Here is a 21,027-nt window from a genome sequence, read left to right as displayed (position 1 = left end):
GTTGGGTTTTTGGTATGGTTAAATATACAAATAATCCCACTTGTTTGGAACAATTTCAGTAGGTTTGTGCATGGCAACCATTTTACAGACAGTATCGCTGAAAGAAGCTCGGTTCTATGCACCAATAGGTTACTATGAAGAAGAACAGGTGCTAGGCAATGAATTTTTTGTTTCTATTGACGTATGTTTTCCCTTTTTGAATGCCGAGACAGAGGACTTAAACAATACGCTCAATTACGAAGAACTTTACCAGATTACAGCCGGTGTCATGCTACCTAAACGTAAGCTACTGGAATCTGCGGCTTCAGAAATACTCGAACAGATTCGGGAAAGAGTATCCCATGCTCTGACGATCGAAGTGGTGATACGCAAATCGAACCCTCCCTTTGGAGGGGACCTTTCTTGCTCCCAAGTTAGTCTTAAATATTTTAAGGATTAAAACGAAACTGGATCAGCGATATACCAACTGAAAGATTTAGTTTTGCCAATCGTTATCTGATAGTCTTAAATTAATAGTATGAATATTTACGATCTTGTCATAGCCGATAAGGAAAGGATTGCTTTGGAGGATGTTTTCTTGGAAAAGGACAGCCGTCAAAAGCTGCATCAGCTGATTAAAGAGCATCGTTATATTAAAGAGCTTTCGCAATATGGTCTGCCGGTGAGCAATAAGATTTTACTGCACGGTTATTCGGGTTGCGGAAAAACAACAACGGCGAAAGCGCTGGCTACAGCGCTTGAAAAACCAATTTATGTGTTGAATTTGAGCAACCTCATTTCTTCTCGTATTGGCGAAACCTCGCAGCACATCAAACAGGTCTTTGATAAAGCAGGGCGTGAAAAAGCAGTTCTGTTTTTAGATGAATTCGATCAGATCGGAAAGGCGCGGATTAGTGAAGAAAAGGATGTGGGTGAAATGCGCCGTCTCGTGAACACCATTATACAGCTGATCGATTATTTTCCTGCTGAAGCGGTATTGATTGCAGCAACGAATCATCCTGAAATATTGGATACAGCCATTATCCGGCGGTTTCAGCTTCGTTTGGCTTTTGAGTTGCCGACCATAGTACAACTGGATGCCTATTATGATAAATTATTTACGCCATTTCCACATTATGCTGATGTCGTACAGCGACGCTATGGGATCTCCTATGCAGAGGCTAAGGACTATATTTACGATGCTGTCAAATTCTTATTGATTGCTTCGCTGGAACAAAATCAACCTTAATGGTTTTTTGAACGTTACGTTTCGGATGCCTAATAAAATACCAACTTCTGATAAAATCTTTTTCTCTTATATGATACACTACTATTCGAACGCTCTGTTTGAGGTGCTCAGTAAAAATAACAACGTTTCATAAAAGATTTTTCTCTTATACGGTACGCTGCTAATTGAGCGCTCTGTTTCAGACTCTTAATAAAAAATGACAATTTCTGATAAACTGTTTTATCTCCTATACGTTAGTCTGTGTATAGGGACAATTTGGGATAGGGGGCAGGGAGCCCGCTAATGACAAATTGATCGCTAGGTAGTTGGAAACAGTTGTTTTTAAGACAAAATGACATTATTTTTTATTTTTAAATGACATTTTGTCTTTTAAAACCTGCTGGTACGCAAATTGAATAGCTCTCTTCAAATAGGTAGAACAAAAAAAGCTTAACAATAAAATAAAAAATTAGGAGGACAAAAAAATGGCATTAATTAAATTCCCTACAAAAAGTTTAAACACGGATGCAGTAAATCCATTTGTGAACACTGTATTCGACAACTTATTCAATGATAACTTCATCTCCGATCGTTTGGTGTCCCGTGTACCTGCGGTCAATATATCAGAAACTGAAAAATCCTTTAAAATTGAAATGGCAGCGCCTGGATTGGATAAATCTGATTTTAAGATCAATGTCGATAAAAATCTAATTACCATTTCAGCTGAGAAAAAAGAGGAAAGTGTGAGTGAAGAAAAATTATACAGCAAAAAAGAATTCAATTATTCTTCGTTCTCAAGATCATTTACCTTGCCAGAGACCGTAGATTACAGCAATATCGAGGCTGCCTATGAAGGTGGTATATTAATTTTGACTGTTGGCAAAAAAGAAGATGCAATCATTGCAAAACGTTTGATTGAAGTTAAATAATCCAGCAGCATACAAGAAATAGTTCATTTTGGGAATGACCAAAGGTGAGCAAAAGACAATAGTTTTTAGGTTTAGTTTATGTTTTAATCCCTCGGAATTCCGTTTGCGTTCCGAGGGATTTTTTTTATCAGGATGGTCCTGACATGATGAAAAGACTATTCAGTTTCCGCATAGTTTTCAGATCGGGGAATTTTGGCGAGATAAGGCTCCATCTCTTCCGGTAACTTCGTTAATTTCCGCTTATGAAGGTCGAGCCAGGCTCCATCGACGTTGACGGTACAGCACACAACTCCGTCATTACGAAAAACTTGGTGTATAAATGAGAAACGACTATTTGTTTTGTTGTATTTCGTCAGTTCTACTTTTACCTGTACATATTCATCTAAATGTACTTCTTTAAAATAGATGAGTTCTTCCCGAAATAAAATTGGACCGATATGAAATTCGGCAAATTTATCCAGTGAAAAGCCCATTTTGTTCAACATGTTACTGCGGGCCTGTGCGCAGATATCAGCGTAAGCAGAATGCCGCATATGTCTATTTGCATCGATCTGCGCCCATATAATCTGACCTTGATAAAATATATTCTCCATAATCTTCAACGATTAGCCTCTTTTTTCATAACAATTTACATATTTTTAAATAAAGCTGTAACACTTTGTTTGTTTGCTATACTTATTACCTAAATATATTTAAAGAAAAATCGCTAGGTGAACCCATCAGAAATAGAATTTCTTCGACTGATTGACGAGAATAAAGGTATTCTCGTTAAGGTGAGCCGTATGTATATGGATGATCATGAAGGGCGACAAGATCTGTATCAGGAGATCGTCTATCAGCTGTGGAAATCCTATGCAACATTTAAGCAACAGAGTAAATTTTCAACGTGGATGTACCGTGTTGCCCTCAATACCGCAATGGTATTCTTAAAAAAAGAAAAGAAACATCAGATTTATGATACGTTAGAGGAACGACATGATTTTGCAGAAGAAGCTTACGATACCGATAAAGATGAGCAACTGAACGTTTTTTATCAGGCCGTTCAAGAGCTCAACGCCATTGAAAAAGCCCTGATATTTTTGTTTTTGGAAGGTCAGAGTCATCGCGAGATTGCAGAAAATCTGGGTATATCGGAAGTCAATGCCCGCGTAAAATTAAACCGCACGAAGGAGCGAATTCAACAAATCATTAAAAAATACAAGTATGAATTTTGATGAGTTAAAAAAATCTTGGCAGCAACAGCCTACAGACGAGGATTTACAGAATCCAAATCTCAAATACTATAAGGAAGTCGGCAATATCATGGGTAAGCTGCGCAAGAATATCAAACGTGAGTTTATCTCTTGGGCCGTGTGTATGGGCTTTCTGTTTTTGGTGCCCATCTTACCGATATATAAGATTGAAGGTTATGCTGCATTTGCCTATTACTTTTTTATCGTACAGATATCCTTATCTAGTCTTTTATATTATCGGAGGTTCTTTTATTTGGTAAAGAGTACGAAAAAGATCGAGTTGTTGGCTTCTAAAGAACACTTGCTCAAATTGTATTACGATTTGAAGTATGCCGTAGAGACCTATCGGATCGCGGCCTACGTGATGATACCGCAAGCTCTATTTCTTTATCTTATTATGATCGCACAGAATCGGACTACCGTCTGGTTTGATCGATTATACCATTTCAAGGAAACTTTCCAACAGGATCCAAACTTTATTGTGTGGATGATCCTTTCCGCAATTGCTTCCATTATTCTTGTTGTTGGTCTGACAGAATTTATGATTCGTGCTTATTATAGCAATTATATTACACAGATAAAGGAAAAGCTAGATCAAATGGAAGCCGAATAGTTTACAGCGTCCTTGTATGTATTTTATGCTGTTGAAGACTTGATTTTCCGTTCAAAATGGCTCGAACTAAAATAGGTAAGGTTTTTGTTTCATCTCCTTCTGATTAGTTTTTTTAGTCCATATGGAATATCCGCTTCATTTTATGCTTGTTTGCTTTTTGGGGCATGGATATTTCGTATATTGTCATTGAAAACCATTGTCCGTTATGTTTAATCCGACAAAGAAGTTACAGCGCAGTTCCCAGATCTTAAGTATATTGGCCAAATATGGTTTTAAAGATGCGATCGCTCGATTGCCGTGGAAGGGACCCCGATCTGCTGTAGAACATGCTATTGACGTCGATAATATCAGTGTTTATGCCCGTATTCGCATGGCTCTTGAGGAGCTCGGTCCGGCTTTTATCAAGCTTGGACAATCGGCTTCGACGCGAGAGGGGTTGTTGCCCAAAGATCTCGTAGATGAACTTAAGCGCCTTGAGGATAATGTTCCCCCTTTTGAAGTGGATATTAAATCTTATCTCAAAGAAGAACTTGAGCTGGATATTGATGGGCATTTCCAGGAGATTACTGCCGAACCTTTTGCTGCGGCCTCTATCGCACAGGTATATCGCGCAATCTTAAAAGATGGAACCCATGTGGTTCTAAAAGTCCGACGTCCCGGTATCGATGAGGTTATGCGCTGTGATCTAGCACTCATGCGTGATATTGCCAAAATCCTGACCATGTACAATGATGTACTGGAAAACCTTAACCTTCTGCTGATTGTTGAATCTTTCGCTACGACCATGCAGGAAGAGATGTCCCTGGTGATTGAGCGGCATAACATCGAACGCTTCACAAAGAACTTTAAAGGAAATAAACTGATCAAGGTACCCCGTGTTTATCCTGAACTCTCGTCGGACCATGTTCTTTGCATGGAATATCTCGATGGTTTCAAGGTAACTGATGCCGATGAAATTAAGCGTCGGGGAATGGATGTCCAAACGCTGGTAAAAAATGGGATCAATTTATACCTTGAGCAAGTGATTATCCATGGTTTCTTTCATGGCGATCCGCATCCCGGCAATATGATGGTGATGCCGGATGGGCGGATTGCTTTTTTGGATTTCGGAAATATGGGTAAATTATTGGGGATAGACCGTAGGCAGCTTGAAGAGTTTATTCAATCGGCTATTTCCGAAGATGCTGTCCGGCTTGCTGACGTAATTGAAGACGTTGCCGTGGTGAGCCATATTCCGGATCGTAACCGGTTTGAAAGATCCCTATATGAGATTTTCGATATGATTGATAATGTATCTCTCGGGGATCTTAGCTTAGATTTATTGTTCAATAAATTGTGGAACATCATTGGTGACAACCGCTTGTATTTTCCGGAATATATTTATCAATTGATGCGGGGCATTTCGTTGATGGAAGGTATTGGACGCCAGTTATATCCCGATCTTAATATTATGGAGAGTATCAAGCCCTTTGCACGTAGGATTATGATGGAGCGGCTCTCTCCAGAGGCAATCTTCAAAAAAGGAAAACATAAAGTTGAATCTTTTGCGCGCGATGTCGAAAAACTTCCTGAAGATATGCGCGCCCTTGTGCGCTTATTTCGAACAGGAAATTTTACACTCAACCACCGATTGATCAGTGCGCGATCTTTTAATGCTATTTTACGCAAGGGGGTCAATCGTATTGTCATCGGAATTATGTTTATGTCACTCAATTTACTAGGTGGGATGATTATTGTCGCACGCGTAGAACCACAGTGGTGGGGAATTCCCATTTTTGCTTGGATATGCCTTGGCTCGGCATGGGTCTTTGCCATATATTTATTTGTTGCTATGATCCGAGCAAAGGACAACGATTAACCGGGGTTAGAACGCATTTTCAGCCATGATGATTGGCTATGCATACATACACGCTATAAAATAAAAAATAAAAAGATATGGAAATCAATCTAAATGGGAAAAAAGCCCTGATCGGAGCGAGCTCTGCTGGTATAGGTGCAGGTATTGCCCAAGTGCTTGCCTCATGTGGCGTATCTGTAACATTGGCTTCCCGACAGGAGGAAAAGCTACAACGTACCTGTGAAGGTCTTGATACCTCCAAAGGACAGGTGCACCAATATATCGTAGTGGACTACAATGATCACGAAGCATACAAAAAGCAGATAACACATTATTTTGAGTCGAATAAGGTGGATATTTTAATCAACAATTCGAATGGGCCTCAAGCAGGAACCATAGACCAAAAAAATCTGGCGGATTACCAGCATGCTTTTGAACTCTTATTTCAAAATCACTGTTACACGACCTCATGTGCGCTGCCTTATATGTTGGCAAATCGATACGGACGTATTATTAATGTGTCTTCTTCAACTGTGAAAGAACCGGTATCTAATTTAGTGTTGTCTAATACGATCCGTACAGCATTGCTTAGCTGGAGTAAATCGCTGGCAACGGATGTCGCTAAAGAAGGGGTGACGGTCAATAGCATCTTGACAGGCCTTTTTGATACGGACCGTATCCAGTCGCTAACCAACCTTGACGCTCAACGTATGGGTATATCCTACGAGGAAGCGCTACAATTGCGGTTGAAACAGGTTCCTGCGCAGCGTCTGGGTAAATCTGAAGAATACGGTTATCTCGTCGCTTTCCTTTGCTCCGAATATGCAAGTTATCTGACTGGAGCCAATATTCCTCTGGACGGCGGGATGTTAAAAGGCTTATAAAAAATGAGCTGCTCAATTACGTCAGGTCAAAGCCCTTGATTTGAGCATTCCATAGCTGATTGCTGTAGCCAGAACTCGGTGTAAAATTGCATAAAAAGGGGTGTCCAATCCGTTTGGACACCCCTTAATGTTAGTGTGATTTATTATTTTCAATTAGTTCAACACCAATTCGGTGTTGACAATGATGTCGACATCAGAAGCAACCGCTTCTACACCTGAAGGTAATTTATCATTGTATTTCATGCCGAAATCCTGACGGTTAATTTTTGTTTTAGCTGTAAATCCAGCACGTGTTTTTCCCCAAGGATCCGTAATGATTCCACCGTTTTGTATTACCTCGAAAGTTACTTTTTTCGTTACATCACGGATCGTCAGATCCGCTATCATCACATATTTTCCTTTTACTTTCGCATTTTTAAAACTGATAGACTTTAATGTCATTTTAGGGAATTTTTCCGCAGCAAAAAAATCATCGGTCTTCAAGTGGTTGTCACGTGCAGCAATGCGCGTATCGATACTGTTGACGTCGATAGAGAAATTAACTTTGGCATTATTGAAACTTGTTCCTGTTGGGGTTTCAACTGTTCCTTCTACCTTAGTAAATTCACCATCAACAAAGCTGATACCAAGGTGTTTTACATCAAATCTTGCGTTGGTATGTGCAGGGTCTGCAGACCATTTTACTTGTGCCACAGCAACATTAACCATTAATACTGCTACTGCCAGAATTTGGAAAAATTTATTCATCTTATTTTCTTTTTTTATTTATCTAACCTTCAAAAGTTCAAATTGTTTGTTTGAACAAGCTTCTGCAAAGGTGGAATAAACAGACAAAGAAAAAATTGATGTAGGTCAAGAATTTCGATTCGGCTTTAAGATCTGCCTTTTTAGGCGGCTAAGAAACTCCTGCGTAACACCAAGATAGGAGGCTAATTGCATATTGGAGATCCTCGGATAGATTTTAGGATACCTTTTGATGAAATCCAGATAGCGTTCCTGTGCAGTGAAACCTATGCTCGAGATAATACGGTGCTGCGATGCGATTTGCGCACGTTGTGCCATAATCCTGGAGAGTTTCTCGAAGATGGGATGATCTTCGTAAAGTTTGTCCTTAGCCTTTTTTGAAAGGGTCAGGACGACGGAGTTTTCCAGGGCCTGAATGTTTTGGAGGGCCGGCTCCTGATAATTGAAGCTGGCAATATCACCGATCCACCAATCTTCAATTGCAAACTGTAGGATATGTTCAATCCCATCGGCGGTGACATAGAATGATTTAAATAAACCGCTGATTACGTATGCTTCATGGTGGCATACCTCGCCTGCCCGGAGAAAGTATTCTTTTTTCTTTATTTTCCGTACCTGATAACGTGAGACGATGTCATTTAGTTCTTCCTCAGTGACATCAATACGCTGTTTTACAAATTCCCTGAATTGTTCCATTTGGCTGTAAAATACGAATTTTTTGCCATGCTAATTGAATAAGTTGTCCAATTCCTATCAATTCTAAGGTAAAATAATTCAGTTGCAGGGGATTTCTTGCATTCAATTTTGTCAACACGGTGATAAAATCTACATCTTGGTGTAATATTTGATCGGATATTCGCAAAATTCAGATAGTTTGATCAATAATTGGTATCTTTTGTCAGATTTAAAATATTTGAATTGCTATAACTATAAAAGTGTCTCATGAAGTTTGTCGCCCCCAACACCCTTGAAAATGATAAGGTCGTATTACGCATCATCGAACCAACGGATTTTGATACGCTGTATCAGGTTGCCAAAGATCCCCTGATCTGGGAACAGCATCCCAATAAGGATCGCTGGAAGGAAGAGGTTTTTCAGGGATTTTTTGAAGGGGCCTTGGAAAGTAAGGCTGCTTATTTGATCCTGGATAAGGAAAGTGGAGCCTGCATTGGGGGCACCCGGTATTATGGACTTGACGAGGCGGAAAAATCTATTTTTGTTGGTTATACATTTTATGCCCGTGCGTATTGGGGGGCAGGAATTAATCCCTTGGTCAAAGAGATGATGTTTGACTTTGCCTTCAACTTTGTGGATCGAATCTATCTGCATGTGGGGGCAGAAAACTATCGTTCTCAGAAGGCCGTGGAACGTTTGGGCGCTATTAAAGTGGCCGAAAAGATGGTCAGCTATGTAAATGAGCCAGAACGTAAAAATTTTGAATACGCATTGGAAAAATCCGCTTGGCGGCGGATCAAGAGATAAAGCCTTATTATCCCTTGATGCCGCTAAGTATACTGCCGATAATGACGGTTAATACAATCAATGTAATGATGATATAAAGTCTGTCCTTTTCGATTACAAAACCAAACAGTGAACCAATCACCCGTACAATAGGTGTACAAATCAATAAAAGAACACCCAGCTGTATAACTTGGGGAATATTTCGGCTAAATGCCCCCGAAATAATTCCAGTAATTGTTGTATTGGAATTCCCTTCACCGACAAAATCTCGATAATTCGGTACGGTGTCCTGTCCATGAACAATCAGGTAGAAGATACCGCCGAGAATAAGAATAGAGGAAGCCAATATAACGCCTATTCTTAAAATTTGTCCTACCAACAGTGAGATGTCTTTGTCTCCCCAATAGTGTTTCGAAAATACTTGTTTCATTTTGAGTAATTAGGTCCTTCATTGTCTAGCGGAAGGACGTTACAAACTTAAAATCCTAAATCGGGTAAGCTACCGTTTTTAGAATTTATGCTGGAATCCGTTGAAGATCATTTCCAAGGCCACCAAAGTAATAGCGACGGCGAAAATGATACGTAAAGTCTTTGGGTTCATGCGCTTTAAGAGTTTGGATCCTGTAATGGCACCGCATAATACACCCAGGATAACCGGAAAAGCAATACCTGGATCCATATATCCTCTTTGTAAATAGACCACTGCAGAAGCAGCTGCGGTGACACCGATCATAAAGTTGCTCGTTGTCGTACTGACTTTAAATGGAATTTTCATCATGCTGTCCATCGCGAGTACTTTAAGGGAGCCCGAACCAATGCCTAATAATCCGGAAAGTATTCCTGCAACCCCCATCAAAGAGAAGCCGCCGACGACGTTGGTCAGCTTATACGGGATCAATTTTCCATCAGCAGGGTAGGTGCTATTCAGTTTCAATTTTTCAGCCAAAGCAGAACCGCCGGATAGCGCATGTTCGTTTTTCTTCCGTATAGTCATTGCTGCGGAGAAGATCAGTACAATACCAAAAATGATTGCAATGGTATTCGTCGGCATGTAAATGGCGATGACAGCCCCGATAACAGCACCAATCGTGGTCGCTATTTCTAAAAACATGCCAAGCCGGATGTTGGTGATGCCTTCTTTGACATAGGCTGTGGCTGCACCGGATGATGTCGCTATGGAAGCCAACAAGGCCGCTCCGATGGCATAACGGATATCGACATGAAACAGAAGAGTCAATAAAGGGATGACAACGACCCCTCCGCCTAAGCCTGTCAGGGATCCTAAGAGCCCTGCTACAAAAGCACCCAGGAGAAGGATGATTGTAAAGGTGAGAATAGTCATAAATATGTGTTTGTTTGTGTGATCCAAAAAACAGCAGCTGTTTAATGGAAGGTAATTTGTTGTAAACTTAAGGGCTTTTTATTGCTTTTGAAACTTTAAACCTGGAATAGATACAAATGTTACATCAAAAGTATTATTAAAAAAATGGTACTGCCTGTCGCTTCACAGCCTGAGGCAGTACCGATGACCTTTATTGGTCTAAGTATATAGTATATAAAATATGGACAATATTATTCAGCTATTGTTTGTTGTACCTTTTCTTTTCTGTTGAAGATATCGTAGATGATTGGGAATACCAACAATGTCAATATCGTCGCTGAGATTAATCCGCCAATGATGACGATCGCCAAAGGTTTCTGTGATTCCGAACCTATACCGGTCGATAATGCAGCCGGCAACAGCCCGATGGAAGCCATGAGTGCCGTCATGACCACAGGTCGTGTTCGCGATTTTACACCTTTATAAATCGATTGGTCATTGGGTAGGCCATCCTTCTTATTCTGGTGGAATTCTGAGATCAGGATAACACCATTCTGGATACAGATCCCGAATAATGCGATCATACCTACCCCTGCCGAGATTCCAAAATTCATACCCGTCACGTGCAAGGCGATAATTCCACCGATCAGTGCAAAAGGAACGTTGGCCAACACGAGCAGCGAATCCTTGATATTTCCGAATAGAATAAACAATAGAAAGAAGATGACGATCAAACTGATCGGTACAACCTGTGCTAGGCGGTGTGTCGCACGCTGCTGATTTTCAAATTGTCCAGTCCAGCCAATAGAATATCCTTCCGGAAGCTTAATTTTACTTACTTTTTGTTGTGCTTCAGCTATGGTGCTTCCTAAGTCACGGTCACGGATGGAAAATTTGATGCCGATATAACGTTTGATGTTGTCGCGATAGATAAAAGCAGCACCATTATCTTTTTCAATGGTCGCGATACTTTTCAACGGAATTAATGTGCCATCACCACATGGAACCATCAGCTGTGCAATATCCTTTTCTGTTTTCCGATATTCGGGCGCATAACGCAGTCGAATGTTGAATTTGCGCTCACCATCGTATAAAATGGAAGCGGTCTTTCCGCCAAAGGCCATTTCCAGTACCGCCTGTGCATCTGCTGGCAGGACATTGAATGCCGCCATACGGGTCCGATCCAATACCACACTAACTTCAGGTTGGCCGATATTTAAGATGATACCAGGTTCTTTAATACCTTGAATACCTTTGACCTGTGCATAAACTTCTTTCGCCAGGCGGTCTAAGGTCGCGAGGTTATCGCCAAAGATCTTGATGCCGTTTTCGGCCTTGAAACCAGCAACGGCTTCGGCAACATTATCCGAGATAGGCTGCGAATAGTTATAGGTGATCCCCTGGAATTGTTTGAGTTTATGGTCCATCTCTTCAATCAGCTGATCCATGGTGATTTTACGTGTCCATTCCTCTTTAGGTTTTAGGGCCACAGCAAACTGAACAAAGCCAAACCCATTGGGGTCGGTACCGTCGTTGCTTCGTCCAGTTTGGGAAAGTACGCCGGTGACCTCAGGAAAGGTTTCCAAAGTGCTCTTTAACAGTTTGGTTGTTTTAACCGATTCACGTAATGAAGTACTCATGGGCATCTCGGCAGTAACCCAAAGGGAACCTTCATTTAATGTCGGTAAAAACTCTGTCCCTAAAAATTTTGCAGAAAACAAGATTGCAGCTAGTAAAGTAATTGCAATGATCATACTCAGACGCTTGTTTCGGAATGTAAATCCAAAACCTTTGGCGACAATTCTATTCCAGAATTCAACAAATGGATTGTGGCGTTCTTTCACATTTTTATTGAGCAGAATATGCGATAAAGCCGGAACGAGTGTCAAGGTAAACAGTAATGCACCCAGCAAAGCAAAACCCAGGGTAAAGGCTAGTGGCGAAAACATCTTTCCTTCTACTTTTTGGAAGGAGAATATGGGCATCAAGGAGGTGATGATAATCAGCTTGGAGAAAAAGATTGCTTTTCCCAAACCTGTTCCTGTCTGTTTGATCCAGCCGGCTTTGGCCATTTTGTTGAATTTCTCCATACCCAGCTTATGAGCCTGGTGATCCAACATGACAAATATCCCTTCCACCATGACCACGGCACCGTCGATGATAATACCAAAGTCTACTGCACCCAAAGACAACAGGTTGGCGCTCATGCCAGCTAGTTTAAGACATAGAAAAGCAAAAAGTAAGGCGAGGGGTATAATGATAGAAACGATGACCGTCGTGCGCCAGTCTGCCATAAAGAGCAATACCATCAAGGTGACGAGGACAATACCTTCAATCAAGTTGTGCATAACGGTATGGGTCGTGAAATCCATGAGATTGTCACGGTCATAGAAGGTTTGCATTTTGACATCTTTGGGAAGGATTTTGTTGTTGAGCTCGTCTATTTTCGCTTTTACAGCGGTCAGGACCTCTCTTGGATTTTCGCCTTTCCGCATCACGATGGTTCCTGCTACCACATCATCATTCTTACCAAAACCAGCTTGGCCCACCCGAGGCATTGCGCTTTCTCTGACCTCGGCTACATTTTTAACAAAGACCGGATTTCCCTTTTGGTTGATTACCGTGATGTTTTCGATATCATTGATCGAGTTGACCAAACCAATACCGCGTACGACGTAGGACTGGCCACTTTTTTCGATGACATCTCCACCGACGTTCAGGTTACTTTTGCTGACAGCATCAAATACCTGTAACGGGGTCAGATTAAATTTGTCGAGTTTGATGGGGTCGGTACTTATTTCGTAAACCAAATCCTGTCCACCAAAAACGTTGATATCGGCTACACCAGGGACACCACGCAAAGCGCGGTCAATGACCCAGGTCTGCAAAGTAAGGAGGTCGCGCGAATTGCGTTGATCGCTATGCAATGTATAACGGAAGATTTCGCCTGTAGGGCCGTAGGGGGGCTGTACTTCAGGGTCTACATTGTCTGGCAGGCTCACAGACCGCATGAGGTTGTTGACCTGATTGCGGGCAAAAGTGTCGTCGACACCATCATCAAAGATGATTTTAACAATAGAAAGGCCAAACATGGTGGTGCTCCGTATGCTAGTTCTCTTTTGGACTGGACTCATGCCCAGTTCGATTGGTGTCGTTACGAAGCGTTCGACTTCCTCCGCACTCCTTCCGTTCCACTGGGTAATGATGGATATTTGTGTATTGGTCACATCGGGAAATGCCTCAATGGGCATGCTTTTAAAGCTAATGAAACCAGCAATAGCCAAAATACCGACCCAAATAAAGGTAAACGCTTTATTTTTAATGGAAAAGGCGATGATATTTTTAATGAATTTGTTCATTCGTGTAAATGCTAAGACCGATTAATTATTCAATGCTCTATAGATCAAAAGTTTATTGTTGACAACAACTTTTTCACCTTCCTGTAGCCCCGTAGCCATGTAAGTTGTTCCTTCGTTTTGTTTGATCGGCAATATTTCGCGAATCTTAATATCATTTTGGGATTTATAGATCAATACGAAATATTTGTTTTGATCGAAAATGACCGCATCAGAAGGAACTGCAAGCGCTTCCGTATTGGAGCGATGCAACACTTTAATGGTCGCTTTACTATCCGGAATAAGTAAACCATCCTTATTGTCTAGCACCACGCGTGCCTGCATTGAATTCGTTTGGGGATCGATGATCTTAAAGATTTTATCAATACTGCCCTGGAATTTTTTGTCCGGGTAGCTCAGGGTAGACACAATAGCCGGCATGCCCATACTAATCTTGTCGATATCCGTTTCGTTGACGTTAAGAATTGCCCATACATCTTTTGTATTGGCCACATCAAAGATGTTGTCGCTGCGGTCACTACGCAACTGCATGTCCTTATTGATGTTCTTTTGGACGATGTAGCCATCGATTGGAGATACGACCGAATAAATATTACCTGTACGCACATTGTAGATCTGACTGACGGCCTCTGAACGACGTAGTTGCTCTTTGGCTTTGGTTAATTGCCCCTTTGCTTCCATCATGTCTTTGTCTGTACTCAGTTTACCATTATACATGTCTTCGGCCACACGGTAGTTTTTCTCGGCGAGTAACACATCGGTTCTGGCATCGGAAAGATCCTTTTGTATACCGGCAACTTCCGTACTTCTGATTGTTGCCAATACCTGACCTTTATGGACATAATCACCCAGAGAAACATTAACGGAGACCACATTCCCCCCAACGAGCGGGAAAATATCAATGTAATTGTTTTGATCGGCCGATATCTTTCCAAAGAAGTTGAGTTCTTCGGTCACATTTTCTTTTTTTACCGTAGCAAAACTTGTCGATTTAAGCATCGTCTCACTAATTTCGAAACCTTTGACAATGGCTGCATTATCTGTTTCTTTATGATTTTGGCAAGAGTAAAGTAGTACTACTGCCACAGCGGCTATAAGAAGTTTTTTAGTTGACATGAGTTGAATTAAATATAGAAGTTTGAGCCAGGTAGTTTAATTGTTCGGCGTTGAGAATGATTTCCTTTTTCATATCGTATAGCTTAAGAATGGATATGCGATAGCTGTCCATAAAATCCGTGAACTCCACTAGAGAAATATTCCCTTTTTTAAAATTATTGAATATGCCATCATAGACCACAGCGATGTTATGCAGGTCGTCTGGTGTGATAGTAAAATATTGGGTATATTGATTTTCCCAGGACTGATAGTTGGAACGGATCTGTGATTCCAGCAGCTGCCGTTGGACTTCAATATTTTTCTTTGCCTCTTCTTCGGCGTATTTCGCTTTGATCACATTTCCTTTATTTTGTTTCCACAACGGGATCGGAATGGCGGCTGTGACATTGAGCTCATTGCGGAATACACCTCCATTTTGGCTGTAGGAAAGGCCAAGGTTGATATCCGGTGTGTTTAAAGACTGTTGCCATCTGGTAAATAACTGTGCGCTTTCCGAGGTCTTCAAGGCAAATTGATAATCAGCATTGTTTTCCAAGGCCAATTGGTAGATGTTTTCCAAAGGCATTGTTGGCTTTACGGCAAGTTCCTGATCTGCTTCTTGATCTGTTAACTTTGGTAATACATCTTCCTGACTGGAAATAAGCACACGTAATTGCTGCTGTAGATTGATACTATTATTAATTGCTGTCGTTTTTTCGTTGTTGAGATCAATGGCCATTGTTTGAAGGCGAACCTGATCTTTTAAAGAAACGTTTCCTTTTTTCCCTTGCTCTTTATAAGCGGCGAGCAGATTATTGAGGTAATCCAGCTGAATTTTAATATCGGCCAACTTATGTTGCTCAAAGTAAAGGGAGTAGAAAGTTGTACGCAGCTGGGCGCGAAGGCTTGCCAGCAATTGGCTAAATTGTAGCTTAGCAAGTTCAACATTTGATTTGGCAAATTCAACTTCATTCTTCTTTTTTCCACCGAGATAAATCAATTGGGATACGCTTGCTTCCTTGGATTGACCAATATGAAATGTTTTTTTGTTCTGTGGGTCGTAGGCATTGGCAGACAGTTCCAACTGTGGCAGATCCCATATTTTGGCCTGTATAACGTCAGCCTCTGCTTGGCTGATGTCATATTGTTGCGCGAGCAAGGAGAGGTTACTTTTGATAAAGGTTTCTTCGCATTCCTGCAGGGTCATCTGTTGTCCCAAGATCTCACTTTGCTTAGTCCCAAATGTACTTTCATGAATGCTCGTATAAACAGCTTGTGGTGGTTTTTGTTGAGCAAAAGTCATGCTATTGAAAAGCAATAAAAATATAAGGGGTGTCTTTGTCATATGTTTCAAATCTTATGTAACAAAATAACTGGTCTAAGATTAAAGACCCCTTAATAAATGCTTAAAAAAAGCTTAAAAAAGCATGTTTGTCAGATGGGTGGATAGGTATTAATGGGTATAGTAAATAGATGTTCTTGTTGCTAAGAGACTTGACATAGTCTGTCTAAATCAGGTAACTATACTTCGCGGTTAGGAAACAATTTAAATAATAATACAAAAGTATGCGTAGATTGTTTTAGATCTGCCTGATATGCTATCGTTGCTTGATGCGATTGCATGATACGCTGAACGATACGTAGCCCTAAGCCTGATCCTGTTGTTTCACTTGCGTTTTCACCGCGGCTGAACGCATCGAAAATCCGCTTTTGGTCGATTGTGCTTAAGGCCGGGCCAGTATTACTGACAAGTACCTTGAGTTCGAAGGTTGATTCTAGAATCATCACTTTTACCTCCCTGGTATCGGAGTAGAGCGCAGCATTTTTAAATAAATTCACAAAAGCAATTTCAATCAATTGTGCGGAACAGAAAATACTAAGTTTTGGATCTTCGATCCCACCAATTGAAAAATCCAGTTGCAGGTCGGGGAATACCTTGGCTACTTTTTCATAGGCCATAAAGATAATTTCATCGATCCGCTCTTCCTTATAGGTCATTTTCAAACGCTCGGAGTCGAACTTTGAAAGTAACATCAGCGAATCGGTTACCTCCGAAAGATGTAAGGTTTCCTTGGATATGTTACGTAAAACCTGCTTTACGTCTTCACTCAGCTGATTTTGATGATAAAGGTTCTCCAGCTGAAAGGACATTCGGGCAAGCGGTGTTCAAAGCTCGTGGGAGGCGCTGGAATTAAATTCTTTCTGCGATTCGAAAGCAGCCGAAAGTCGCAGCAGCATGGTATTAAATGCTCGGGTTAGTACAGCAATCTCATCGGTATGACCGGTATACTCGACAGGTTTGGTCAGTTTGCTGGCATTAATCTGCGTGATATTATCTTTTAATTTATCGAGTGGGATCAATAGGCGCTGGATGAGTTTATAACTAAATATCCAGACCAGAACAGCGCTCAGGACAAATAATATCGTTAGGACGAGCGCTAGATGGTCCATTTTTTCATTTCCGGAGTAATCCTGTGCTTTTACGATAATATAATAGGGTAAACCGTTGATGCGATAATATTTGGCCAGTGTTTCATATTGGTCCTGATAGTAGAAGATCTGTTTTTCCTGATTTAGCCGATTGACAATTGAGGCATTCCAGGTAATGGTCTGATCCTTTACGGTACTGAAGACGAGCTGTTTGTTTTTGTCAAGGATGATAACATCTTCATAGAAAAGGCCATCTTCGTCATCGTGAAAATAGTTTTTGTAAGACTGGCGGTTGAAATAGGGGTTACTGGCGATATAATGGGAAATATTGTCCAATTTATCAATCAGTCGCTGGCGAAATTGATCTTTCCGAAAATCGAAACTAGCATAGTAGATAATCAACATCGCCATACCGAAAAGGACGGAGAATGCAATGCTAAAGCTAATCGCTATTTTCTTCTTTAAATTCATTTTTCTGCCGATAGGTAATAACCAAAGCCAGGTCTTGTATGGATCAGTTTATTCTCAAAGTTTTTATCAATCTTCTTACGCAAAAAGTTGATATAAACTTCAATTGTATTCTGTGTTGTCTGAAATTGATTTTGCCATACTTCCTCCGAAATATGTTGCTTGGACAGGGTGCGGCCCTTTGCCTGTGCTAAGATAAGCAGCAGCTGAAATTCCTTTTGAGTAAGATTAATTTCTTCATTTGCACGTAATACACGGGCCTCATCAGGATAAATGATCAGATCATCGACTACCAGTGTTTTTGTTTCATTGCTTTCGCTATGCTGTTGCCGACGCAATAGGGAATAGATGCGCATCAGCAATTCATCTAAGACGAAAGGTTTAACCAAATAGTCATCAGCAGCCCGTAGAAATGCCTCCTTTTTATCATCTATATCATCGTATGCCGAGAGAATAATAATTGGTGTAAAGGCGTCATGGCTTCTTATCTTTTTACAGATTTCCAATCCATTGATTTTGGGGACATTGATGTCCAATAGATAAAAACCATATTTTTTCTGGTGTGTTTTGGCCAAAAAATCGATTCCATCAAAGGCTTGATCACAGGTAAAGCCCTGGCTTAATAGAAAAGATCGGATCTCTTTAGAGAGTACCTTGTCGTCTTCGAGCAGCAAAATGTCCACCATATTTATATCTGTTGTCTTTTCGTAAAAATAAACAAATTTTTGTCATCCAATCAAGGCGATGTTTTCTTCGTTCTTAATTTGGTAACATAAGATTTACACGAAGAAATGTGAAACAAAAAGAAATCTAAGTAGATTCAAATCGAAATTATAAATAAGTGTTATGGAAACCAGAAGAGAATTCTTACGAAAGACCCTACTATTTTCAGGAGCAGCAGGTATTGCCAGCTTCATGCCCGCATCGATCCAGAAAGCCTTTGCCATAGACCCTGACCCAGGAAGTAGTTTTTTAGATGCCGAACATATCGTCATCCTGATGCAGGAGAACCGATCCTTTGATCATACGCTAGGTAGTCTTTCGGGAGTTCGGGGTTTCAATGATCCACGTTCGATACGTTTACCGAACGGTTTACCCGTATGGTATCAAACGGATAAAGAGGGAAAAACGTATGCTCCTTTCCGATTAAACCTGAAGGAAAGTAAAGTGACCTGGATGGGTTCTCTTCCACATAGTCGTGCAAGCCAGGTGGATGCCTTTAACCAAGGTCGTTATGATCATTGGCTGTTATCGAAGCAATCAGGGAATAAACAATATGCGGCTATGCCCTTAACATTGGGGTATTTTACACGTGAAGATTTGCCCTTTCATTATGCCTTAGCGGATGCTTTTACAGTATGTGATCAGAATTTTTGCTCGGGCATGACCAGCACGACGCCTAACCGTTCCTTTTTCTGGACGGGTAAGATTACAGAGATGAAAGATGGTCTGCAAAAAGCGAATATTCGGAATGATGACTTTGGCTATGGTAAAATGACCTGGGAAACTTTTCCGGAATTGCTTGAAAAGAACGGCATTAACTGGCGTTTCTATCAAAATGAGACCAGCTGTGGCGGAGGTTTTTCTGGACAGGAAAGAGCATGGTTATCCAATTTTGGGTGTAATCTACTGGAGTTTTTTCAGGCTTATCAAGTTAAATTTAAGGAGAACTATATCAGAAGCCTGGAAACACAGGTTCGGGATTTGCCCATGCAGATTTCCAAGTTGGAAGAGAAGTCTCCTTCTTCCGAAGAACAAGCCGAAAAGATACGCGCTGATATTCGCAAAAAAAGTGAGGCACTTGAGCGAGCGGAGACCGAACTAAAGGAATTCAATCCAAACAATTATAAAAAGCTAAGTGATTTTACGAAATCATTAAATGATCGGGCGTTTACGGTAAACAAAGGGGACAACAATTACAGGTCGCTTGATACGTTACATTTTAAGGCACAGGGGAAAAAAGCTGCGCTGGAAGTCCCAAAAGGCGATATTCTTTATCAATTTCGCAAAGACGTTGATACTGGTAAATTGCCTGCGGTATCCTGGTTGGCCGGCCCACAGAATTTCTCGGACCACCCGAGTGCGCCCTGGTATGGAGCTTGGTATGTATCTGAAGTTTTAGATATCTTAACAAAGAACCCTGAGGTTTGGAAAAAAACTATTTTTATCATTACCTATGATGAAAACGATGGTTACTATGATCATGTTAAACCTTTCCTTGTACCTGATTTAAAGAAGAAAGATACAGGGGCATGTTCTCCTGGGATCGATACGGAGGTGGAGATGGTTCGTTTAGAAAATGAGCTAAAACAGGGGATTCCTAAAAAGCAAGCACGCGAAGGGGCTGTGGGCCTAGGTTTTCGTGTTCCCATGTATATTGCGTCGCCTTGGTCACGAGGTGGTAAGGTCTGCTCTCAGGTATTTGATCATACGTCTACTTTGCAATTTTTGGAATCTTTCTTTAACAAAAAGCTGAACAAGAATCTGCATTTGGAAAACATCAGTGCATGGCGTAGAACAATCTGTGGTGATTTGACAACCGCTTTTACACCTTTTACTCAGCAAAAGGAACAACTCCCTTTTCTTGATAGGAATCAGTATATCGAAACGATATACAATGCGCAGTTCAAAGATGATCCGCGAGGCTTTGTTGAGGTCAAAGATCCTGATCTCGCGACTAAAAACGGATGGATTCCGGGATTTGACCGAATACAGGAGCGGGGGATTCGTAAATCTTTGCCATTGCCTTATGCGCATGATGCGGTGGGCTTTGTGAAAGACGGAGTGTTTCATCTAACGATGACTGTAGACAGCAAGTTTTTCGGAAAAAGGACCGCAGGTACAGCCTTCAACGTTTATAGTCCGTTGGAATATCGTGATGAACAGGGGCAAAGTGAAACTTACCGTAATTGGAATTTTGCGGTGAAGGCCGGTGATCGTTTGGCATATCAGTGGGACCTGGCACGATTTGAAGGAGATCGCTATGCGTTTGAATTGCACGGTCCAAATGGTTTTTATCGAAAATTTTCTGGACAAAAAGGAACAGCAGCACTAGAGGCTACCGTTTCTCCGGAACTGAAAGCGCTAACTCAGGCAGCGACAGGGAAATTGCAGCTGAGACTCAGGAACAAGAGTGACCAGCGGGTAACGGTAGTTGTCGAGAGCCTTAGCTATGGAAAATATGCCGTAACGAAAGAAATCGCTCCCGCCGAAGAAGTGCCATTGATCCTCGATGTTGAAAGGCAAGGGAATTGGTATGATATTGCTGTACGACTCAAGGAAGACAGCAGCTTCCTCATTCAGCTCGCAGGGCGATTGGAAACAGGTGTCGAGTGTACAACTGATCCATTATTAGCATAACCTATACTTGTTTCCGCAGGAATGGCGGCCAATTCTTTTTGACTGGTCTACCTGCTGTTGCTATATAAGTCTATCAATCGTATCCGGTTG

At 41.2% G+C, this 21,027-nt stretch carries 20 protein-coding genes; 9 read left to right on the top strand and 11 right to left on the bottom strand.

The features are described from left to right. The first annotated feature begins 70 nt into the window (after positions 1–70). From B4Z90_RS15310 to B4Z90_RS15300, 3 genes are all read left to right on the top strand, one after another. Positions 71–439 (top strand): dihydroneopterin aldolase, encoded by a 369-nt coding sequence (locus B4Z90_RS15310; protein ID WP_046672427.1) that lies wholly within the window; start codon positions 71–73, stop codon positions 437–439. Positions 440–517: 78 nt separating this feature from the next. Further along, a complete protein-coding gene (locus B4Z90_RS15305; RefSeq protein WP_070562900.1) occupies positions 518–1,228 on the top strand; it encodes an AAA family ATPase in 711 nt (236 codons plus the stop codon). Between the two features lie 464 nt (positions 1,229–1,692). Further along, positions 1,693–2,136, top strand: coding sequence for an Hsp20/alpha crystallin family protein (locus tag B4Z90_RS15300; RefSeq protein ID WP_112375535.1), 444 nt, complete (start codon positions 1,693–1,695; stop codon positions 2,134–2,136). A gap of 155 nt (positions 2,137–2,291) precedes the next feature. On the opposite strand, the gene B4Z90_RS15295 is transcribed toward B4Z90_RS15300, so the two are convergent. Next, the gene (locus B4Z90_RS15295) at positions 2,292–2,729 is read right to left on the bottom strand and encodes an acyl-CoA thioesterase (protein WP_286709730.1); all 438 of its coding nucleotides are present in this window, start codon (positions 2,727–2,729) and stop codon (positions 2,292–2,294) included. Positions 2,730–2,846: 117 nt separating this feature from the next. Here B4Z90_RS15295 and B4Z90_RS15290 point away from each other — a divergent pair, with 117 nt between their 5' ends. The 4 genes from B4Z90_RS15290 (at position 2,847) to B4Z90_RS15275 (ending at position 6,702) form a co-directional block, all read left to right on the top strand. Then, positions 2,847–3,350, top strand: coding sequence for an RNA polymerase sigma factor (locus tag B4Z90_RS15290; protein ID WP_112375536.1), 504 nt, complete (start codon positions 2,847–2,849; stop codon positions 3,348–3,350). Further along, positions 3,340–3,981, top strand: a complete 642-nt coding sequence (locus B4Z90_RS15285; protein WP_070562889.1) for a hypothetical protein — start codon at positions 3,340–3,342, stop codon at positions 3,979–3,981. Before B4Z90_RS15290 ends, B4Z90_RS15285 begins: the two co-directional genes overlap by 11 nt. A 205-nt stretch (positions 3,982–4,186) precedes the next feature. Further along, positions 4,187–5,839 carry an ABC1 kinase family protein gene (locus tag B4Z90_RS15280; RefSeq protein ID WP_286802698.1) on the top strand — a complete coding sequence of 551 codons (1,653 nt, stop codon included), beginning with the start codon at positions 4,187–4,189 and terminating at the stop codon, positions 5,837–5,839. A 77-nt stretch (positions 5,840–5,916) separates the two neighbouring features. After that, complete coding sequence (locus B4Z90_RS15275; protein WP_112375538.1) at positions 5,917–6,702, top strand: SDR family oxidoreductase; 786 nt, start codon at positions 5,917–5,919, stop codon at positions 6,700–6,702. 153 nt (positions 6,703–6,855) lie between these two features. Here the strand turns inward: B4Z90_RS15275 and B4Z90_RS15270 are convergent, their stop codons facing one another. Continuing rightward, on the bottom strand, positions 6,856–7,449 hold the full coding sequence (locus tag B4Z90_RS15270) for a YceI family protein (protein ID WP_201638575.1): 594 nt from the start codon (positions 7,447–7,449) through the stop codon (positions 6,856–6,858). A gap of 105 nt (positions 7,450–7,554) precedes the next feature. Further along, positions 7,555–8,142: a Crp/Fnr family transcriptional regulator gene (locus B4Z90_RS15265; RefSeq protein WP_070562877.1), complete on the bottom strand. Its 588-nt coding sequence runs from the start codon at positions 8,140–8,142 to the stop codon at positions 7,555–7,557. A 246-nt stretch (positions 8,143–8,388) separates the two neighbouring features. Here B4Z90_RS15265 and B4Z90_RS15260 point away from each other — a divergent pair, with 246 nt between their 5' ends. Continuing rightward, entirely contained in the window at positions 8,389–8,928 is a 540-nt protein-coding gene (locus B4Z90_RS15260; RefSeq protein WP_070562874.1) for a GNAT family N-acetyltransferase, read from the top strand. A gap of 7 nt (positions 8,929–8,935) precedes the next feature. Here B4Z90_RS15260 and B4Z90_RS15255 read toward each other — a convergent pair whose 3' ends face one another. From B4Z90_RS15255 to B4Z90_RS15220, 8 genes are all read right to left on the bottom strand, one after another. Beyond that, positions 8,936–9,337, bottom strand: a complete 402-nt coding sequence (locus tag B4Z90_RS15255; RefSeq protein WP_070562870.1) for a DUF1634 domain-containing protein — start codon at positions 9,335–9,337, stop codon at positions 8,936–8,938. A 78-nt stretch (positions 9,338–9,415) separates the two neighbouring features. Further along, complete coding sequence (locus B4Z90_RS15250; protein WP_070562867.1) at positions 9,416–10,249, bottom strand: sulfite exporter TauE/SafE family protein; 834 nt, start codon at positions 10,247–10,249, stop codon at positions 9,416–9,418. Between the two features lie 230 nt (positions 10,250–10,479). Then, on the bottom strand, positions 10,480–13,587 hold the full coding sequence (locus B4Z90_RS15245; protein WP_070562864.1) for an efflux RND transporter permease subunit: 3,108 nt from the start codon (positions 13,585–13,587) through the stop codon (positions 10,480–10,482). A gap of 21 nt (positions 13,588–13,608) precedes the next feature. Beyond that, positions 13,609–14,700 carry an efflux RND transporter periplasmic adaptor subunit gene (locus tag B4Z90_RS15240; protein WP_070562862.1) on the bottom strand — a complete coding sequence of 364 codons (1,092 nt, stop codon included), beginning with the start codon at positions 14,698–14,700 and terminating at the stop codon, positions 13,609–13,611. Beyond that, positions 14,690–16,024 (bottom strand): TolC family protein, encoded by a 1,335-nt coding sequence (locus B4Z90_RS15235; protein ID WP_286766953.1) that lies wholly within the window; start codon positions 16,022–16,024, stop codon positions 14,690–14,692. Before B4Z90_RS15235 ends, B4Z90_RS15240 begins: the two co-directional genes overlap by 11 nt. Positions 16,025–16,200: 176 nt before the next feature. Then, complete coding sequence (locus B4Z90_RS15230) at positions 16,201–16,830, bottom strand: sensor histidine kinase (protein WP_286802695.1); 630 nt, start codon at positions 16,828–16,830, stop codon at positions 16,201–16,203. A gap of 15 nt (positions 16,831–16,845) precedes the next feature. Further along, complete coding sequence (locus B4Z90_RS15225; protein ID WP_286802693.1) at positions 16,846–17,580, bottom strand: HAMP domain-containing protein; 735 nt, start codon at positions 17,578–17,580, stop codon at positions 16,846–16,848. Continuing rightward, complete coding sequence (locus B4Z90_RS15220; RefSeq protein ID WP_201667286.1) at positions 17,577–18,263, bottom strand: response regulator transcription factor; 687 nt, start codon at positions 18,261–18,263, stop codon at positions 17,577–17,579. Before B4Z90_RS15220 ends, B4Z90_RS15225 begins: the two co-directional genes overlap by 4 nt. Positions 18,264–18,423: 160 nt before the next feature. Between B4Z90_RS15220 and B4Z90_RS15215 the strand changes: the two genes are divergently transcribed. Beyond that, positions 18,424–20,937, top strand: coding sequence for a phosphocholine-specific phospholipase C (locus B4Z90_RS15215; protein ID WP_286802691.1), 2,514 nt, complete (start codon positions 18,424–18,426; stop codon positions 20,935–20,937). Positions 20,938–21,027: the final 90 nt, after the last annotated feature.

Source organism: Sphingobacterium sp. UBA5639, assembly GCF_002421245.1.
Taxonomy (GTDB): Bacteria; Bacteroidota; Bacteroidia; order Sphingobacteriales; family Sphingobacteriaceae; genus Sphingobacterium; species Sphingobacterium multivorum.
The sequence above is the reverse complement of the archived record's forward strand: the minus strand, read 5'-3'. Positions and strand labels throughout refer to the sequence as shown.

Excerpts from the sequence above, each read along its gene's own strand:
- B4Z90_RS15250 (WP_070562867.1), bottom strand. The coding sequence starts at position 10,249 with ATGACTATTCTCACCTTTACAATCATCCTTCTCCTGGGTGCTTTTGTA.
- B4Z90_RS15295 (WP_286709730.1), bottom strand. The coding sequence starts at position 2,729 with ATGGAGAATATATTTTATCAAGGTCAGATTATATGGGCGCAGATCGAT.
- B4Z90_RS15305 (WP_070562900.1), top strand. The coding sequence starts at position 518 with ATGAATATTTACGATCTTGTCATAGCCGATAAGGAAAGGATTGCTTTG.
- B4Z90_RS15225 (WP_286802693.1), bottom strand. The coding sequence starts at position 17,580 with ATGAATTTAAAGAAGAAAATAGCGATTAGCTTTAGCATTGCATTCTCC.
- B4Z90_RS15285 (WP_070562889.1), top strand. The coding sequence starts at position 3,340 with ATGAATTTTGATGAGTTAAAAAAATCTTGGCAGCAACAGCCTACAGAC.
- B4Z90_RS15275 (WP_112375538.1), top strand. The coding sequence starts at position 5,917 with ATGGAAATCAATCTAAATGGGAAAAAAGCCCTGATCGGAGCGAGCTCT.
- B4Z90_RS15235 (WP_286766953.1), bottom strand. The coding sequence starts at position 16,024 with ATGACAAAGACACCCCTTATATTTTTATTGCTTTTCAATAGCATGACT.
- B4Z90_RS15245 (WP_070562864.1), bottom strand. The coding sequence starts at position 13,587 with ATGAACAAATTCATTAAAAATATCATCGCCTTTTCCATTAAAAATAAA.
- B4Z90_RS15265 (WP_070562877.1), bottom strand. The coding sequence starts at position 8,142 with ATGGAACAATTCAGGGAATTTGTAAAACAGCGTATTGATGTCACTGAG.
- B4Z90_RS15280 (WP_286802698.1), top strand. The coding sequence starts at position 4,187 with ATGTTTAATCCGACAAAGAAGTTACAGCGCAGTTCCCAGATCTTAAGT.
- B4Z90_RS15300 (WP_112375535.1), top strand. The coding sequence starts at position 1,693 with ATGGCATTAATTAAATTCCCTACAAAAAGTTTAAACACGGATGCAGTA.
- B4Z90_RS15240 (WP_070562862.1), bottom strand. The coding sequence starts at position 14,700 with ATGTCAACTAAAAAACTTCTTATAGCCGCTGTGGCAGTAGTACTACTT.
- B4Z90_RS15270 (WP_201638575.1), bottom strand. The coding sequence starts at position 7,449 with ATGAATAAATTTTTCCAAATTCTGGCAGTAGCAGTATTAATGGTTAAT.
- B4Z90_RS15255 (WP_070562870.1), bottom strand. The coding sequence starts at position 9,337 with ATGAAACAAGTATTTTCGAAACACTATTGGGGAGACAAAGACATCTCA.
- B4Z90_RS15220 (WP_201667286.1), bottom strand. The coding sequence starts at position 18,263 with ATGGTGGACATTTTGCTGCTCGAAGACGACAAGGTACTCTCTAAAGAG.
- B4Z90_RS15260 (WP_070562874.1), top strand. The coding sequence starts at position 8,389 with ATGAAGTTTGTCGCCCCCAACACCCTTGAAAATGATAAGGTCGTATTA.
- B4Z90_RS15215 (WP_286802691.1), top strand. The coding sequence starts at position 18,424 with ATGGAAACCAGAAGAGAATTCTTACGAAAGACCCTACTATTTTCAGGA.
- B4Z90_RS15230 (WP_286802695.1), bottom strand. The coding sequence starts at position 16,830 with ATGTCCTTTCAGCTGGAGAACCTTTATCATCAAAATCAGCTGAGTGAA.
- B4Z90_RS15310 (WP_046672427.1), top strand. The coding sequence starts at position 71 with ATGGCAACCATTTTACAGACAGTATCGCTGAAAGAAGCTCGGTTCTAT.